The following is a 16,571-nucleotide window of genomic DNA, read 5'->3' as shown; positions in this document are numbered from 1 at the left end:
CACCTGGCAACGTTCTCGGCCGACCGACCCGGCGCTGCGGCCGCATCTGTCGAGTACACCGAGCACCTGATCGGGATCAGTGCGGTCGGCACCGCGCAGGACTGTCTGGATCACCTGTGCGGCAGCACATTCGGCGTCGGCCACCACCGCTCATGGTGGAGGGGAATGAGGGCGCGTCCATGCGGGCAGAGGTCTGTGTCAGGCAGACCCCGGCGGTATTCGCATCGTGTCCGGCGTGGGTGGGCATGGCTCCCAGCCGGCGTCGAGTTCCGCGATATCGCCGCAGTCGTCGCCGGTGATCGGAAGAGCACAAACGCAACGTGCATGCCGCGCTGCGGGCGGCTCTTGGAATCTAGGCCATCGAAACCGGTGTTCCCGGTCCAGGTGGTTCCATCGTGCGCCTTCGGCATCGCCCCGGCGTAGCGAGCAGAGTGACACGGTCGTACTGGATGTGAGCTTCCCAGCGATCCCGGAAGGTACCCAGCCCGTTGTCCTTGCTCTACGCCCGAAACGCGCTGTGTGGTGCCGAGGCGGTCGCTCGTCGCGACGGCGCCACTTGCCCACCAGCCATCCAATAAGCCGAATCCGGTGAAGACGGGTTCGCCAACGACTGCGAGGTCGCATGTCCACCGGCGGCTTGATGCTGCCATCGGCCCACCGCTGCCACATCCAGCCGTCAAAATCAGCGAAACTCGCGGAAGTTTGGAGACGGTCGGAGTAGGGCACGGAACCCGGATCGGGGTTTTCGACGACGACCAGATCAAGCGTCAGCTTCTCCCCCGCATCGAGCCGGTGAGCGACGGCGAAGGGGACCTCCTGCAAAAGTGCGCTGTGCACACGAATGAAGACGTCGGTGATGGGCAGCTCGCCGGCGTTGAGCACCTCGGCGGTGACGCGAGCGAATCCGGGCTGCGTCCCCGAGGTGGAGACGAGGTGCGGGCTCACGGCCACCCGCCGAGCGGCGACCTCGAATGCCTCGCACGTCCGCGCCGATGACGATGTCGGCGCGCGCGGCGGAACCGTTCGCGCCGCCCCGGCACGTATGGGTGCTGCCACCGGCCGACCAGGAGCGGACTGCCCGGCGGTGACGTACGACAACGGCGACGAACCGGTTCATCCGGCCTTCCCGGACTCGATCGCCCCGGCGGACCCCTCCCTCAGCTCGCGGCTGACGTAGGTCGATGCCTCCAGGCCGTTGCCCAGGGGGACCTCCACGGAGAAGAACCCGTTCGCGCTGTCACGCACGTGATCCAGGTATGGCCGTGCCTGTACGCCGAAGCGGCGCGTGGAGTTCGCGTAGATCTGCGCACCGGGTCGCAACGCGGGCCGCAGGACGATAAGCGCGTCCAGGTACGAACCCACCCAGCTGTCCAGGTACACCAAGTCGACCTGCTCGCCGAAACCCTTCAGGCTCGTCGCGGCGTCTCCCAGCAGGACCCGTACGTGGGAGTGGAGGCCGGCCGCGGTGAAGTTCCAGGTCGCGTCCCTGGCCTTGCGAGGGTCGATCTCGGAGGTGAAGACGGTCCCGTGCCCGTTGTCCCGCAGGGCCGCGGCGATGTGCAGGGTGGAAAACCCGTACGAGGTACCGAGTTCGACCACCACGTCCGGTTTGATCGATCGGACCGCCGAGTACAACAGCAGTCCGATCTCCGGCGGTGACGCGAAGGCGCCGTCCCGGTAGACCTCGAGGACGTCGCCCAGTTCCGGTTGCGCGTCCGTGCCACGCAGCAGCCGGTCCAGCGCCGGCTCCTCCCCCGAGTTCCATCCGTTCCGGTCACCGATCCGGTCGAGCACGCGCCGCACCTTGGCCTCGTCGAGAGCCGTCCCGCCGTTGCGCATTCGCTGTCCTTTCAGCCGTCAGGGTCAGTTGTCCGCGAGGAGCCGCATCGGCTCCTCCACGCAGTCGGCCACGTAGCGAAGGAATCCGCCCGCCACGGCGCCGTCGCACACCCGGTGGTCGAAGGTGAGGCCGAGCTGGACCAGATCGCGCAGTTCGATCCCGCCGTCGTGGCCCCACGGCCGGGGCACGATGCGGCCCACGCCGAGCATCGCCGCCTCCGGATGGTTGAGCAGCGGCGAGGCACCGTCCACTCCGAACACCCCATAGTTGTTGAGGGTGAACGTCCCGCCCGACATCTCGGCGAGCGACAGGTCACCCGTGCGGGCGCGTTCGACCAGCCGGGCCATCTCGGCCGCGAGCTCGGCGGTGCTCAGTTTCTGCGCGTCGCGCACCACCGGGACCACCAGTCCGTCCCGGCCCTGTGCGGCGAACCCGAGGTGCACGACCCGGTGCAGGACCAGCTCGCCGCGTTCGACGTCCACTGTGGAATTGAGATCGGGATACCTCGCCAGCGCGGCGACGCAGACGCGGCCGAGCAGGGCCGACAAGCCGATCGGCCGGGCGTCGGTACTGATCCGCTGCCTCGCCGTGCGCAGCTCCGTCGCGTCGGCGTCCACCCAGCAGGTCGCGGCCGGGATCTCGCCGTGGCTGCGGGTGAACCGGTCGGCGGCGGTCTTGCGGCGGCCGCGGATCGGGACGCGCTGGGCCTCATCGTCCGCCGCGGGCCGGGTGACGGCGACGACGTCCGCGCGCACGATCAGCCCTCCCGGCCCACTGCCGCGCAGCTTCGTGAGGTCGACGCCGTGGTCCTTGGCCAGCCGCCGCACCACCGGTGAGGCCACCGCGACGGCACCGCGCGCCGGGGCCGCCGCGGTGCCGCCGCGAGTGGCGGGCTCTCGGCCGCCGAACAGGTCACGCCGGTTCCGCGTCGAGCGCCGGGTGGTGCCGTAACCGACGAGGACCGGGCCCGAGCCGGGATCGGACGCTACCGGGGCTTCCTCGTCTTCGTCCGCCACCACCAGCAGCGGTCTCCCGATGGCGAGTGTCTCGCCTTTTGCCGCGCAGAGCACCGTGACGATGCCGCCGTGCGGGCTCGGCACCTCGACGGTCGCCTTCGCGGTCTCGACCTCGGCGACCGGCTGGTCCACGGCGATCAGGTCGCCGACAGCGACGAGCCACTGGACGACGGTGGCCTCGATCAGGCCCTCGCCGAGGTCGGGCAGCAGGAATTCACGCGCCGGCACAGGAAACACCTCCCGGACGGCCGTCCCACTGCAGGCGCGCGAGGGTGTCGAGCACGCGGTCCACGCTTGGCAGATGGTGGCTCTCGAGCTTAGGCGGCGGGTACGGGATGTCGAACCCGGTCACCCGCAGCACCGGCGCTTCCAGCTGGTGGAAACAGCGCTCGACGATCCGGGCGGCGATCTCCGCGCCCACTCCGCCGAAACCGGTCGCCTCGTGCACGACCACCGCGCGGCCGGTCCGGCGCACCACTTCGCAGATCGTCTCGTCGTCCAGCGGGACGAGGCTCCGCAGGTCGAGCACGGCGACGTCCAGCCCCAGCGGTTTGGCCGCCTCCGCGGTTTCGAGACACACCTCGAGGCTCGGCCCATACGTGACGAGCACGGCGTCCCGGCCGGGGCGGCGCACGACCGCGCGGCCGATGGGCGGCACGTCGAGGGTGCGGCGGAAGGGCTGCTTGCCCCAGTACAACCGTTTCGGCTCGAGGAACACGACCGGGTCATCACTCGCGATCGCTTGCCGCAGCAGGCCGTAGGCGTCATCGACGGTGGCCGGGGTGACGACGTGCAGCCCCGGGGTGTGCGTGTAGTACGCCTCGGAGGAATCGCTGTGGTGCTCGACGCCGCCGATGCCACCGCCGTAGGGCACCCGGACGGTGAGCGGCAGCGAAACCGCTCCCCTGGTCCGGTTGCGCATCTTGGCGGCGTGTCCGACGAGCTGCTCGAAGGCCGGGTGGGCGAACGCGTCGAACTGCATCTCGACGACCGGACGGGCGCCGTAGAGGCACATGCCGATGGCGCTGCCGAGGATCCCTGCCTCCGCGAGCGGCGTGTCGGTGCACCGGTCTTCCCCGAACTCGGCGGTCAGGCCGTCGGTCACCCGGAACACGCCGCCGAGCGCACCGACGTCCTCACCCAGCACGTGCACGGACCGATCCGCCGCCATGCTGTCGCGCAGGGCGGCGTTGAGCGCACGGGCCATGCTTTCTTCGACGTCCTCGGGAGCGGGCCGTACCCGGGGACTCGTCTGGACACTGGTCACGGCGAGCAATTCCCTTCCACGTCTTCGGAAAGCTCGGCGAGCAGGAGTTCCCGCTGTTCGAGCAGCTGGGGGGTCGGTTCGGCGTAGACGTGGTCGAACAGGCCGAGCGGGGCGACGGCGGGCTCGGCGTGCATCCGCGTCCGCAGGTCGGCCGCCATCCGCTCGGCCGCGGCGCGGGCCTCTTCGATCGTCCCGGTGTCGAGCCTGCCGGTCTCCAGCAGATGACGTTCGAGTCTGTCCAGCGGGTCGCGTTCGCGCCACGCCTCCACTTCGGCGGTGGAGCGGTACCGCGTCGCGTCGTCGGCGTTGGTGTGTGCGTCGACGCGATAGGTCAGCGCCTCGACCAGCGTCGGGCCGCCACCGTCGCGGGCGCGGTCGACGGCTTCGGTGAGCACGCCCAGCATCGCCGGCGCGTCGTTGCCGTCGACGAGCACACCCCGGATGCCGTAGCCGACGGCTTTGTGCGCGAGCGTCGGCGCCGCGGTCTGCTTGGCGAGCGGCACGGAAATGGCGTATCCGTTGTTCTGTACCAGGAACACGACTGGCGCACCCCAGACCCCGGCGAAGTTCAGCGCCTCGTGGAAGTCACCCTCGCTGGTGCCGCCGTCCCCGACCAGCGCCATCGCGACGACGTCGTCCCCGGCGACCCGCGCGGCGTGCGCCAGGCCGACCGCGTGCGGCAGGTGGGTGGCCAGCGGGGTGCACAGCGGCGCGACCCGGGTGGCGTGCGGATCGTAACCGGTGTGCCAGTCGCCCCGCAGCAGCGTCAAAGTCTGTACCGGGTCGACCCCGCGCAGGACGACCGAGAGCGTGTCCCGGTAGGTCGGGAACAGCCAGTCCTGAGTGGACAGTGCCAGTGCGGCGGCCACCTGGCAGGCCTCCTGCCCGGTGGACGAGGGGTACACCGCCAGCCTGCCCTGCTTCACCAGCGCGGTCGCTTGCTCGTTGTACCGGCGTCCGAGCACGAGTTCGCGGTAAAGGCGCAGCAAGTCCTCGTGATCGAGATCCGCCGCGGCGGGGGTGTCCAGCACGCGCACCGGATCGTTGTCGGGCAGCAGCGCCGTGGCGTCGGGCCGGACGAGGGCGGTGTCTTCGGTGAGCGTCATCCCGCCACCGCTTCCCGGCGGCCGACGAGGACGCGGGTCCGCAAGGTCAGGACGTCTTCGCCGTCCGCGCCCGCGGCGGCGACCAGCAGGTGCACCACGCCGGTGTCCGGGCGGCGCGGATGGCCGACCGCCTGCTCGACCTCGGCGCGGACGGCGAGCACGTCACCGGCGAACACCGGCCGCAGGTACCGCACCTCGTCCAGACCGTAGGAGCCCCGGCAGGTCGAGTCGGCGAGCAGCTGCGAGACGTACAGCCTGGTCGCGTGCGCGGTGGTGTGGTTCCCGCTCGCCACCAGCTTGCCGAACGGGCCGGCACTCGCCGCCGCTTCGTCGGTGTGGAAGGGCATCGGGTCCCATTGCCTGGCGTAGCCGATGATCTCCTCTTCGGTCATCGCGACCTGGCCGAGCTGGTGCTCGTCACCGGTCACGAAGTCCTCGAAACAGCGCATGCCGTCCTCCTGTCCTCCGCGGCCCGGTCCTCGAACACCATTGCGAGTTCGAGGGCCAGATGCAGGGACTGATCGTGGTTGAGCCGCGGATCGCACGCGGACTCGTAGCGGGTGGCCAGGTCGTCGAACCCGACACCCGAGCTGCCGACGCATTCGGTCACGTCTTCGCCGGTGAGCTCCAGGTGCAGGCCACCCGCGTGGGTTCCCAGCTCGTGGTGAACCGCGAAGAAATCCTGCACCTCGCGCAGAATGTCGTCGAAGTGCCGCGTCTTGTGGCCATCGGGTGCGGTGATCGTGTTGCCGTGCATCGGATCGCAGATCCAGATCGCCGGGGACCCGCTGTCGCGGACCCGCTCCACCAATGGCGGCAACAGGTCGCGGACCCGGTCGGCGCCCAAGCGGGCGATGAAGGTGAGCCGACCCGGCTCCCGATCCGGGTCGAGCCGTTCGGCGAGCGCCAGCGCCTCTTCCGGCCGCACCGCCGGCCCCAGCTTGACCGCGACGGGGTTGCGCACCCGGGCCGCGAACGCCACATGGGCGCCATCGGGCTGACGGGTGCGTTCGCCGATCCACAGGAGATGGCCCGAGCTGCCGTAGTCGTCACCGGTGCGGGGGTCGATGCGCACCAGGGCCGTCTCGTAGTTCAGCAGCAGCGCCTCGTGGCTGCTGTAGAAGTCCGGCGCGCGCAGATCGCTGTCCGCCCCGGCGTATCCGGCGAGGAACCGCAGCGCCACCGAGATCTTTTCAATCAACTCCTGGTGCCGCTCGTTGCGTGGGCCGCGGGCGGCCATCTCCCGGATCTGCTCGTGCAGCGACGTCAGGTCGATGCCGTCGTGTCCGATCAGCGCGCTGATCTCGTCGAGGGTGTCGGCCGAGGAGCGGTACGTGCGCAGCAGCCGGTACGGATCGATCCGGCGCGCGTCCTCGGTGAATTCGACGTCGTTCACCGCGTCGCCCAGGTAGGACGGCAACGTCACGCCGTCGCGGGTCTCGACCGGCCGCGATCGCGGTTTCGCGTACTGGCCGGCGATCCGGCCCACCTGCACGACTCCGAGTCCGGAGGCGCAGGCCAGGATGACGGCCATCTCTCGCAGGCAGCGCAGCTTGCCCCGCACCGAGGCAGGTGTCGCCTTGGCGAACGTCTCGGCGCAGTCACCGCCCTGCAGCAGCATCGCGCGGCCGAGCGACACGTCGGCGAGGCGATCACGCAGCCGGTCGCACTCGCGAGGCGCGACAAGCGGCGGATAACCGGCCAGTTCGGTCTCGACCGCCACGATGTCGGGGCCGGTGGGCCAGTCCGGCTGGTGTGGCGCGCGCTCGGCGCGCCACGTCGGCAACACGGTCATGTTCGTGTCCTTCCCGGCTCGGTGCCGCGGCAGAGCCGCAGGAGGGTTTCGGCCAGGGCGCCACCGGTGCCACCCAGCGCGTCGCGATAGCGCCCGATGACGGCCTCTTCACGCCCTTCGGCGATCCGCGCGCCACCGGTCTTCGTCCGCCGCCGCTGAATGCTGCGGGAAATCTCCAACCGCTGCCGCAGCAGCGCGATGATGGACTGGTCGAGCTGGTCGATCCGGGCCCGGTCGGTCCGGAAGTCCAGAGTTCCTTGCTGCTCAGGCACTGCGTGCTCCTATCTACCGCGGTAGCTGTGGAGGGTGACGTGGACCGGTTCGGTGCCGTCCGATCCGGCGAAACTGCGGCGGCCGGGCTCTTCCCAGGAGGCGGGCTCGGTTTCGCGCAGGCTCGCCAGGCTCCGCCGTGCGAGGTCCTGATAGGTGCGGGTCCCGTTGGCCTTCCAGTCGATCTCGGCGTCCGTCAGCTCGCGCAGCACCTTCGCCGGGCTGCCCGCGATCAGGGAACGCGCGGGCACCCGGGTTTCCGCCTTGACGAAACTCATCGCCCCGACGAACGACTGGTCCTCGACGATGACTCCGTCCATCAGGACGCTGTTCATTCCCACCAGCACGTCCCGGCCGACCTGGCACCCGTGCAGCACGGTGCCGTGGCCGACGTGCCCGTTCTCGCCGACCACCGTGACCGAACCGGGGAAGCAGTGCACGACACAGCCGTCTTGGATGTTCGCCCCGGCCCGGACCTCGATCCGGCCGAAGTCACCGCGCAGGCTGGCCAGCGGGCCGATGTAGCAGCCGGGGCCGATCAGGACGTCGCCGATGAGGACCGCGTCCGGGTGCACGAACGCCTCCGGGTCGATGACCGGGACCACTCCGTCGATCTCGTAGACGCGAGCCATCTGCCGCGTTCCTTTCGTTCCGGGGTCAGACGCCGAGACCGAGTTCGGCTTCGGCGTCGAAACCGTGGATCCAGGCGACGTTGTCCGCGAGGTGGGTGAGCCGCTCGTCGCGCTTCAGCGCCTCCGGCCCGTCGGGGACCTGGAAGCAGTCGCCGTTGGTCCGCGAGCCGATCTGCAGCTGCCGGGACCTGGGCTTGCGCAGCGCTTCGTACCGGCGCAGGGCTTCGGCGATGCCGGCCGGTTCACGGACGCCGTCGAGCTGGCCCGCCAGCACGACCGCGTCCTCGATCGCCTGATTCGCGCCCTGCCCGTGGTGCGGCAGCATCGCGTGGGCGGCGTCGCCGAGCAGCGTGACCCGCGAAGTGCTCCAGCGGTACAGCGGTTCACGGTCGTACAGCGCCCATTTGCCGATACTCCGTGCCCCGGCGAGGATCGACGTGACCACGGTGTTCCAGCCGTCGAACGCCGCCACCGCCTCGCCGACGTCGCCGCGCGTGACCCAGGATTCCTGGGTCCAGTGCCGGTCCGGGACCACGCCAAGGAAGTTGATCAGCCGCCCGCCGCTGACCGGGTAGCAGATGAAGTGCCGCCCCGGTCCCGGGAACAACCAGAGCGCGGGCTTCCGCGGATCGAATCCCGGACCCAGTGGGAGGTGGTCGATCGGGGTGAGCCCGCGCAGGCCGCTGGTGCCGGAGAACGTCGCCTCCTGCGGACCCCACAGGGCCTCCCGCAACGCGGAGTGCACGCCGTCGGCCCCGATGACGATGTCCGCCCGCGTGGTGACGCCGTTGTCGAAGACCAGCTCCACGCCGTCGGCGTCCTCGGTGACCGAAACGCATTTGTGTCCCAGGTGCAGGGCACCGTCGGCGAACCCGTCCAGCAGCAACCGGTGCAGGTGGCCGCGGTGCACCGTGTAGTACGGCGAGCCGAATCTGCCGGTGTAGTGGTCACCCAGCTCGTGGGAGCAGAACACTTCGCCACCGGCCCATCGGTGGAACTGCGCGTGTGACGGCAGCACGGCGTCGGCGCGCAAGGCGTCACCCAAGCCGAGACGCTCCAGCAGCCTGCTGGCGTTGGCGCCGATCGCCACCCCCGCGCCGACCTCGGCGAACTCCTCAGCCTGGTCGTAAAGCGTCGGCTCGAGGCCCCGGCGGCGCAGGGCGACCGCGGCGGCGAGCCCGCCGATGCCGGCACCCACCACGGCGACCCGCGGGGACGCCTGCGCCGCGATCACCGGGCGGCCGCGGAGTTTTCCAGCACCGTGGCCAAGGTCTGCTTGGCGCGGCGCTGTTCCTTGTCGTCGATGACGCCGAGGTCGATCGCGGCGAAGTCGATCCTGGTCACCGCGGCGGGGCGGCCCGCCTGCTCGATGACGACCTCGTGGGAGAACACCAGCTGCTCAGGCTTGTCCAGGTCGGCCTGCAGCACGGTGAGGCGGAGGGTGGCGCCGACCGGGAACAGGAAGTTCTTGAACGTCGTGTTCATCGCGTTGATGACGAGGTAGTACCGGCGGCCGGGGGTACGGCTGAGGTAGAACCGCTCGGTCACCGCCACGAACATCTGGCGCGCGGCCTCGACCGCCACCATCCCCTGCACGTGTGGCCGGGTCTGCGCGTCGACCACCAGCTCGTTGTCGTTGTGCAGTCGGAGATCGGCGGTGAAGACCTCGGGGGTCTCCTCGGTGAGGTTGGCCACCAGGACGTTGTGCGCCTGGCCCTTGTGCAGCTCGTGCCGGTCGGCGATGACCTCTTCCGGCCGCAGCAGGCTCACCTCGGACTCCTGGACACCTCGCCGCGTCAGCGCGGCCAGCAGGTAGGCGCCGGAGTAGTCGTCGATCCCTTGCCCTATCAGGATTCGCAGCGGCCACGGCCCTTCGTCGAACTCGCCTCCCGTGATCGCGGCGACGAGTTCGCTCAGCGACCAGGCGCCGACCGACTCGGCGAAATCGCGGAAGCGGTCCCCTACGACACAGATGACGCGGGGCGACCCGGTTTCGGACATCGCGGATACCTCCAGGTGGCTGCCGTCAGCGCGGCAGATCGGAAAACGGGGCGTGATAGGCGCCGCGGTGGAACACCAGCGGCGGCGCCGGGGTGGTGTCGAGCCCGACGACCGAGCCGATCACCAGGACGTGGTCTCCGAGCTCGACACAGCGGTAGAGCTCGCATTCGATCGTCGCGGGACTGCCGTCCAGTACCGGGCAGCCGGTCTCAGGGCCGGAGTGCCAGGCGCCGACTTCGGCCAGCGGCGGCCGGCTTCCGTACGGGCGGCTCAGCGCCTTGGCCACCTCGGCCGTGCCGGACCCCAGGATCGAGGCGGCCCAGACTTCGGACCGGCGCAGGCGGTTGAGGAAGGTCGAGTCCTGCCGCAGGTAGAGCGAGACCAGCGGCGGGTCGAGCGAGACGGAGGTGAAGCTGTTCACCACGACCGCGTCCTCGGCCTCCCCTGGTCTGCCGTGCACCAGGGTGGACACGACGCAGATTCCGGTCACCAGTTCGCTCATCACCGTGCGCAGGCGGTCCCGGCCGTCGGTCGATGCGGTCACGACGGGTCACATCCCGCGCAGCGCCGGGCTCCGGGGCCCGTGCAGGTGCGGCAGCTTCCAGCCGTCGACGTCGTACTCCGACAGGCAGGAGTCGACCAGGCCGGTGTACTCGTCGAACTTGCCGGTGGCCTGCTGCGCCTGCAGCGCCTCGAACCGGATCTGCTCGTGGTTACCGGCGTAGTTCATCTCGTACAGCTCGTGCCTGCCGCCGAACTCGGTCCCGACCGCGTCCCAGATGAGCTTCATCAACTTGACCCGCTCCTGCGCGGGAACGCCCCGGCCGCGGATGTACTTGTCGAGGTACGGGCGCAGCTCGGGCACTCCCCAGTCCGCGGCGTCGGAGTTGTTGTAGATCAACGCGCTGCCGAGGTCCTTGAAGAAGATCTCCTTGATCTTCGGGTACACGCTGGTGGCCAGCACCCGGAAGGCCATCGCGGTCTCGCCGTTCGGGGCGAGCGTGCCGTCGGGCCAGGGCGTCGGGTTGTGCACCATCGAATCGATGAGGCCCCAGAACACGCTGCGGTAGGACAGGACCTCGCCGAGCCGCCCCTGCACACCGCGGTAGTCGAGAGTGCCGGTGGTGTCGAGGCCCTTGGCCAGCAGGCCGGTGAGGAAGTCGAGCTTCACCGCGAACCGGACGCAGGCGTGCAGCATCGCGCGGTAGAAGAAGCCGGAGCCGACGAAGAAGTTGTTGGCCTTCTCGACGTCGTAGCAGAACACGTCCTCCCAGGGTACGAAGACCTGGTCGAACACGAGGATCCCGTCGTTCTCGTCGAACCGGCTGCTCAACGGCTGATCGAACGGGGTGCTGGTGGCCGAGGCGACCTGCTCGTAGGACCGGCGCGAGATGATCTTCAGCCCGGAGGCGTTCATCGGCACGATGAAGAACGCCGAGAACTCCTTGCCTTTCTCCGGGATCCGCGCGTAACTGCCGACGAAGATGTGCTGGGTCACGGCCGCGCCGGTGCCCACCACCTTCGCTCCGGACACGACGAGGCCGGCGTCGGTCTCGCGGTCGACGGTGAGGTAGACGTCCTTGTGCTCGGTCATCCCCCGGTGGCGGTCGATCGGCGGATTGACGATCCCGTGGCCGATGAACATCACCTTTTCCTGGGCCTTGCGGTACCAGTTGGCGGCGTTGTCCTCGAACGGCGCGTAGTGGTCGCCGTTGGAACCCAGGGTGGACAGGAACGCCGCCTTGAAGTCCGGCGTGCGGCCCATCCAGCCGTAGGTCATCCGCGACCACTGGGTCATCGCCTCGACGCCCGCCTGCAGGTCCTCGACCGTCCGCGGTGCCTTGAAGTAGGGATGGGTGAAGCCGCCGTTGCCGGTGTCGGTCGGTACGATCAGCTTCTTGCTGGTGGCCGGATCGTGCAACGAGTCGTAGAGCCGCGCGATGGAACCGGCGTTGTTCCGGAACGCCGGGTGCGCGGTGACGTCCTCGACGCGCTCACCGCCGATCCAGACCTCACGCCCGTCCTTCAGGCTGTCCAGGTACTCGGCACCGGTGTAAGGAAGTTCCACGGATTCGGGTCGCGAGGTCGTCATTGTCCACCTAGTTTTCGTCTCTTTCGTCCGTCCGCTACAGCATCTCCGGCCCCGGTTCGGTCCAGTACCCGCCTTTTGGTACTAGCCGTTAAGGACTATGGCGAACGGGGACCGTGAATACCCGGCCGAAAGGTGGGCGCATTCCCGCGACCGCGACTTCGCGCGCACCACGGCATTCTTACCCACGGGGAGATTCGGATAAACGGAGGCGAACCGGGTGTTCAGCCCGCCATTTCCCGGTGACAGACGTCGCGGAACTGGTGGCGCAGCCAGCGGTGGGCCGGGTCTGCGTCCATCCGGGGGTGCCAGGCCTGGGAAATCGCGACCGGCGCGCTGATCGGGTGGTCGACCTCGGCGAGGCCGAACCGGCCGATGGCCGAGCCGAGCACCCTCGACGGCACGACCGCGACGAAGTCCGACGCCGAAGCCACTTCGAGGGCCACGTAAAACGACGCCACCACCAGGCTCACCTGGCGGTTCAGGCCTTCGCGCCGCAGAAGGCCGTCCAGCGGGCCGTGGGTCCGCCCACGGCGCGAGACGTTCACGTGCGGATAGGCCGCGACCTGTTCGAGGGTGGCCTCACCGGTCACCAGCGGATGACCCTTCCGCACGGCGATCACGAACCTGTCGTCGAACAGCCACTCGACCCGAACCTCAGGGCCGAGATGCCCGATCATCCCGATGTCGAGGTCGATTTCCCCGTCGCGCAACGGGTCGACGTCCTCCCCGCCCTCGGCCGTGAACCGCAGCACCGCGTTCGGCGCGCTCTCGCCGAACCGTTTCACCAGCGGGCCGACCACCGCCGACGCCAAGCCGTCACTGGCGCGGACCACGAACGTGCGGGTCATCGAGAACATCTCGAGCGGGTCCTTCGGGCGAAGGAGCTCCGATGCCTCCTCGACCAGGCCGCGAACCCGATCACGCAGGGCCAGCGCGTGCGGAGTGGGCACGAGCCGGCGACCCGCCCGCACGAGAATCGGGTCGCCGAGCTCGAGCCGTATCCGCGACAGCGACCGGCTGACCGAAGGCGCGCTGAGTCCCAGCTTCTTCGCCGCGCCGGTCACACTGCATTCCTCCAGCAGCGCGTCGAGAACGACAAGCGTATTGAGGTTCAGAGCCTTCATCTCGCCAGTTTATCCAGCGAACCGTGCCGCGAAATGACCTCTTCGGAGAACTAGGGGTCCGTTCGGGCCGCCCGAAAAGGCAGATACTTGAAAGCTCAGCTACTCGCGATGGTCGGGCTCACCGTATTTCCAATAGCCTTTGGTTGAGAATTCATCGCGATCGAGACCCCATTCGTTGAGAAATAACATTCGCGCCTGCTTCACTGCGCCGCCCTCGCCCGCGACCCAGATCACCGAGTCGACGGAAGGTTTCGGGAGCGCACGCAGCGCCGGGGTGATCAACGTGCCCTTCTTCATCCCCTCGCTCCGGCGAAGCGAGCACACCGACGTCATCGTCGGATCGATGGGCGGCAGCAAGTGCTCACCGCCCTCGAGCACCACGGTCACCTTGCCGTGTCCCGCGGGCAGGGAGCCGAGGATCGAGGCGATCGCCGGTGCGGCGCTTTCGTCGCCGGCGAGCAGGTATGGCGTTCCGGGCTTCGGATGGGTGAACCCGCCGCGCGGCCCGGCCACCGTCACGACCTCGCCGAGCAGCGGCGATTCCGCCCACCGAGCCACCGGGCCGTTGCCGTGCAACACGATGTCGAGATCGATCTCGGCGGAGCGTTGCCGTCGCACCGTGTAGGCCCGCCCGACCTGCGCTCCGGTGTCGGGGTCGACGACGAACAACTTCACCCATCGGGTCGGCCCGTCGAACCGCACTCCGTCGGCGCCGCCGAGCATGAGCGTGATCCGCACGAACGGCTCCGACAACCGGACGACGTCGACCACCGATGCCGGGACGCGGTGGCGGTCCGGCCGCGACCGGGTCATTCCCGCCGCCCCTCACGGGCTTGCCCGACCACCGAATGCGCCAGATCCGCCAGGAACTCGGGGCTCGACGAGATCCCGAGCACCACTGACCGGTAGTAGATCGGGCCGAGCAGCCGGTCGAGCAGTTCGGCGAGCTCGGCGTCGCCCGTTGGCGCACAGTCCAGGCGCTCCAGCACGTTCCGCAGCCCGGCCAGATCCCGCCGCCGCTGCGCGAGCAGGAAACCTTCCCGGAACCGCTGGGCGGTGTCGAGGTCGTGCAGGGCTTGGCCGATGAGGCTGTGCATGACGGCACCGGCGGCTTCGTCGCGCAGGAACGCCTGCAGCCGCGAGAGCTGGCCGACCAGCTCCGCCAGCGGCTCACCATCGCCGTTCTCCCAGGCCAGCGCGGCTTCGCCATCTTCCTCCAGGTTGTCGAGGAGGATCTCGACCTTCGACTTCCACCAGCGGTAGATCGTCTGTTTGGCGACTCCCGCGCGGTTCGCGATGGCCTCGATGGTCACCCCGGCGAAACCCCGTTCCACCAGCAGGTCGTCCGCAGCGTCGAGCACGGCCTGTCGGGCGCTCACGTTGCGGCGGGGCCCCGCGTGCCCGTGGGGGTTCTTACCGGTGGACGGACGTGTGCTGGTCATTCGGCTGCTTTCTTCTGGCTGGTCAGACTGAGCAGCACCCCTGCCGCGATCAGCGCGACCACGATCGCGAACGTGGTACCCGCGACCCGCAGGCCGGACAGCTGGATGAGCACGCCCACGCCCACCGCGGGCAAGCTCAGCATCCCATACAGGATCGCGAAGAAGGTGGACACGGCGGCGCCGCGCAGCTGGGGCGCGGCGCCCGTGGTGATCGCCAGCATGCCGCAGCCGATCGCGATCCCGGTGCCGAAACCGGTGGCCACCGCGGCGAGCAGCAGCGCTGTCAGCGAAGCGGCGAGCACGGCGAGGGCGACGAGCACCGAGGCGAGGATCAGGGCCGAACACGCGACGGGCAGGGCGATGGCGGGCCGCATCCGCCGGAGAACGAGCTGACCGAGCGCGGTGCAGGCGAACGCGAGAAACACGACGAAGCCGGTCAGCGCCGGACTGGTCAGGTGCAGTTCGGAGGCCAGCAGGATGCCGGTGACCGCGGTGAGGACGCCGAGCACCGCGAAGCCCGCGCCACCGGTCATGGCCGAACGCAGGAAGACGCCGCGGATCTCGCGCGGCACGTGCAGTTTTTGCGGGGCCAGCTTCAGCTTGCCGGCGACGGTCACCGTCTCGGGCACGAACGCCTGGGAGACCAGGGCGATCAGCAGCAGGCCGCCGTGCACGATCCACGGCAGGCGCAGCGGCGCGATCCCGGTGTCGGCGAGCAGTCCGGCGATCAGGTTGCCGCAGGCCAGCCCGCCCATGTTGGACAGCAGGGTGACGATAGGTGCCCTTCCTTTGCGCGCCAACGGAAACAGTTCCATGATGCCGGCCGTCGCCGCACCGGTGACGAGAGCGGCGGAGAAACCGGACAGCACGCGACCGACGAGCAGGCCGGGCAGGCCTTGCGCGGTCAGGAACACGACCGCGGCGACGGCGGCCAGCAGCACCGCGGCGAACACCACCGGCTTGCGCCCGACCTGGTCCGACACCCGCCCGAAGACGAGCAAGCCGGCGACGACACCAACGGCATAGACGGCGAACAGGATCGTCACCGCCAGCGAGCCGAAGGCGAACTGCGACTTGTAGAGCGGGTACAGCGCGGTGGGCACCGTGGTGCCCACCATCACGGCCCAGAAGGCGAAGGCGGTGACCGCCGCCAACGGGCCACGCGAGCGCTCGACGGAAGGCGGTAAGTCGGGCGACGTCTGGATGTTCGACACGCGGAGCGCTCCTTGCGGGTTCAGGGGATCAGGCTTTGAGGGCGCGGAAAAGTTCACGAAGCGGCGACCATACGCTTGCCTATACGCAACGTTGAGTCTCGATATAAGCATAGACGCACCGTTGCGTCAATGCTTCACCGTAGGAGTGGACTTCGAGACAAGAACTTCGGAAGAGGGCTTCTACCTGCCGGTTTCCACCAGGCCCAGCCGCAGGGCGCTCAGAACCGCCTCCGTGCGCGACGCCACCCGAAGCTTGGAGAAGACCGTCTTCAGGTGCACCTTGACCGTCCGCTCGGAGATACCCAGCGTCCGGGCGATCAACCGGTTCGACTTGCCTTCCGCCAGCTGCCGGACCACCTCCAGCTCGCGCGGCGTGAGCTGGCAACCCAGTCCTTGCCGCGAACCGGAAACGGTCCCCACGACCGCCTGGCCGCCCTCGGTGTCCAACGGATAGCCGATCACCGTCTTGACGAACTCCGCCGGCTCCGCCTGCTCCTTCGGATGCATTCTGGAAAGCAGTATGATGATCATGCTTTGGGTTTTCAGCACCTCGCCGAGCAGGTGCGTCATGCGTTCTGAAACGGATTCGTGAAGATCACCATTCGCCACAGGCATAGAAGTCCCCCAGATACAGTAACGGCAGGCATTTTGCGCGTCATCGCGGATACCGCGACCTACCGATGTCGGCAGGTCGTCGCAGGTGATAGGCCGAAGGCCCCTCGATCGGCCGGACCAAGTCTAACCTCGACGTCGCGGAGCCGACAACCACAAC

17 protein-coding genes are annotated in these 16,571 nt (G+C 69.1%); all 17 read right to left on the bottom strand.

The genetic code is table 11. The annotated features are described in order from the left end of the window. Positions 1-1,113: 1,113 nt before the first annotated feature. On the bottom strand, positions 1,114-1,839 hold the full coding sequence (locus ACM6LR_RS22260; RefSeq protein WP_414940345.1) for an O-methyltransferase: 726 nt from the start codon (positions 1,837-1,839) through the stop codon (positions 1,114-1,116). A gap of 24 nt (positions 1,840-1,863) precedes the next feature. Next, complete coding sequence (locus ACM6LR_RS22255) at positions 1,864-3,084, bottom strand: dihydrolipoamide acetyltransferase family protein (protein ID WP_414940344.1); 1,221 nt, start codon at positions 3,082-3,084, stop codon at positions 1,864-1,866. Beyond that, on the bottom strand, positions 3,071-4,063 hold the full coding sequence (locus ACM6LR_RS22250) for an alpha-ketoacid dehydrogenase subunit beta (protein WP_414940453.1): 993 nt from the start codon (positions 4,061-4,063) through the stop codon (positions 3,071-3,073). Before ACM6LR_RS22250 ends, ACM6LR_RS22255 begins: the two co-directional genes overlap by 14 nt. Before the next feature lie 56 nt (positions 4,064-4,119). Next, positions 4,120-5,229, bottom strand: coding sequence for a pyruvate dehydrogenase (acetyl-transferring) E1 component subunit alpha (gene pdhA / locus ACM6LR_RS22245; RefSeq protein WP_414940343.1), 1,110 nt, complete (start codon positions 5,227-5,229; stop codon positions 4,120-4,122). After that, positions 5,226-5,678 carry a MaoC/PaaZ C-terminal domain-containing protein gene (locus tag ACM6LR_RS22240; protein ID WP_414940342.1) on the bottom strand — a complete coding sequence of 151 codons (453 nt, stop codon included), beginning with the start codon at positions 5,676-5,678 and terminating at the stop codon, positions 5,226-5,228. Before ACM6LR_RS22240 ends, pdhA begins: the two co-directional genes overlap by 4 nt. Further along, positions 5,654-7,024 carry a 3-deoxy-7-phosphoheptulonate synthase gene (locus tag ACM6LR_RS22235; RefSeq protein ID WP_414944433.1) on the bottom strand — a complete coding sequence of 457 codons (1,371 nt, stop codon included), beginning with the start codon at positions 7,022-7,024 and terminating at the stop codon, positions 5,654-5,656. Before ACM6LR_RS22235 ends, ACM6LR_RS22240 begins: the two co-directional genes overlap by 25 nt. Then, entirely contained in the window at positions 7,021-7,296 is a 276-nt protein-coding gene (locus tag ACM6LR_RS22230) for a chorismate mutase (RefSeq protein ID WP_414940340.1), read from the bottom strand. Before ACM6LR_RS22230 ends, ACM6LR_RS22235 begins: the two co-directional genes overlap by 4 nt. Positions 7,297-7,305: 9 nt before the next feature. Beyond that, a complete protein-coding gene (locus ACM6LR_RS22225) occupies positions 7,306-7,926 on the bottom strand; it encodes a transferase hexapeptide repeat family protein (protein ID WP_414944432.1) in 621 nt (206 codons plus the stop codon). 25 nt (positions 7,927-7,951) lie between these two features. After that, positions 7,952-9,160 (bottom strand): FAD-dependent monooxygenase, encoded by a 1,209-nt coding sequence (locus ACM6LR_RS22220; protein ID WP_414944431.1) that lies wholly within the window; start codon positions 9,158-9,160, stop codon positions 7,952-7,954. Further along, complete coding sequence (locus ACM6LR_RS22215; protein WP_414940337.1) at positions 9,157-9,927, bottom strand: AfsA-related hotdog domain-containing protein; 771 nt, start codon at positions 9,925-9,927, stop codon at positions 9,157-9,159. The genes ACM6LR_RS22220 and ACM6LR_RS22215 overlap by 4 nt, the downstream gene beginning before the upstream one ends. Positions 9,928-9,952: 25 nt before the next feature. Then, positions 9,953-10,471, bottom strand: coding sequence for a flavin reductase family protein (locus ACM6LR_RS22210; protein ID WP_414940336.1), 519 nt, complete (start codon positions 10,469-10,471; stop codon positions 9,953-9,955). A 6-nt stretch (positions 10,472-10,477) separates the two neighbouring features. Then, a complete protein-coding gene (locus tag ACM6LR_RS22205) occupies positions 10,478-12,019 on the bottom strand; it encodes a 4-hydroxyphenylacetate 3-hydroxylase N-terminal domain-containing protein (RefSeq protein ID WP_414944430.1) in 1,542 nt (513 codons plus the stop codon). Positions 12,020-12,240: 221 nt separating this feature from the next. After that, on the bottom strand, positions 12,241-13,143 hold the full coding sequence (locus ACM6LR_RS22200; protein WP_414940334.1) for a LysR family transcriptional regulator: 903 nt from the start codon (positions 13,141-13,143) through the stop codon (positions 12,241-12,243). 99 nt (positions 13,144-13,242) lie between these two features. Further along, the gene (locus ACM6LR_RS22195) at positions 13,243-13,956 is read right to left on the bottom strand and encodes a siderophore-interacting protein (RefSeq protein ID WP_414940333.1); all 714 of its coding nucleotides are present in this window, start codon (positions 13,954-13,956) and stop codon (positions 13,243-13,245) included. Continuing rightward, positions 13,953-14,585 (bottom strand): TetR/AcrR family transcriptional regulator, encoded by a 633-nt coding sequence (locus ACM6LR_RS22190; RefSeq protein ID WP_414940332.1) that lies wholly within the window; start codon positions 14,583-14,585, stop codon positions 13,953-13,955. Before ACM6LR_RS22190 ends, ACM6LR_RS22195 begins: the two co-directional genes overlap by 4 nt. Then, complete coding sequence (locus tag ACM6LR_RS22185; RefSeq protein ID WP_414944429.1) at positions 14,582-15,799, bottom strand: MFS transporter; 1,218 nt, start codon at positions 15,797-15,799, stop codon at positions 14,582-14,584. The genes ACM6LR_RS22190 and ACM6LR_RS22185 overlap by 4 nt, the downstream gene beginning before the upstream one ends. Before the next feature lie 180 nt (positions 15,800-15,979). After that, positions 15,980-16,414 (bottom strand): response regulator transcription factor, encoded by a 435-nt coding sequence (locus ACM6LR_RS22180; protein WP_414944428.1) that lies wholly within the window; start codon positions 16,412-16,414, stop codon positions 15,980-15,982. Positions 16,415-16,571: the final 157 nt, after the last annotated feature.

Source organism: Amycolatopsis sp. cmx-11-32 (assembly GCF_047608695.1).
In the GTDB taxonomy this organism is placed as follows: domain Bacteria; phylum Actinomycetota; class Actinomycetes; order Mycobacteriales; family Pseudonocardiaceae; genus Amycolatopsis.
This window is presented reverse-complemented; position numbering and strand designations above follow the sequence as displayed.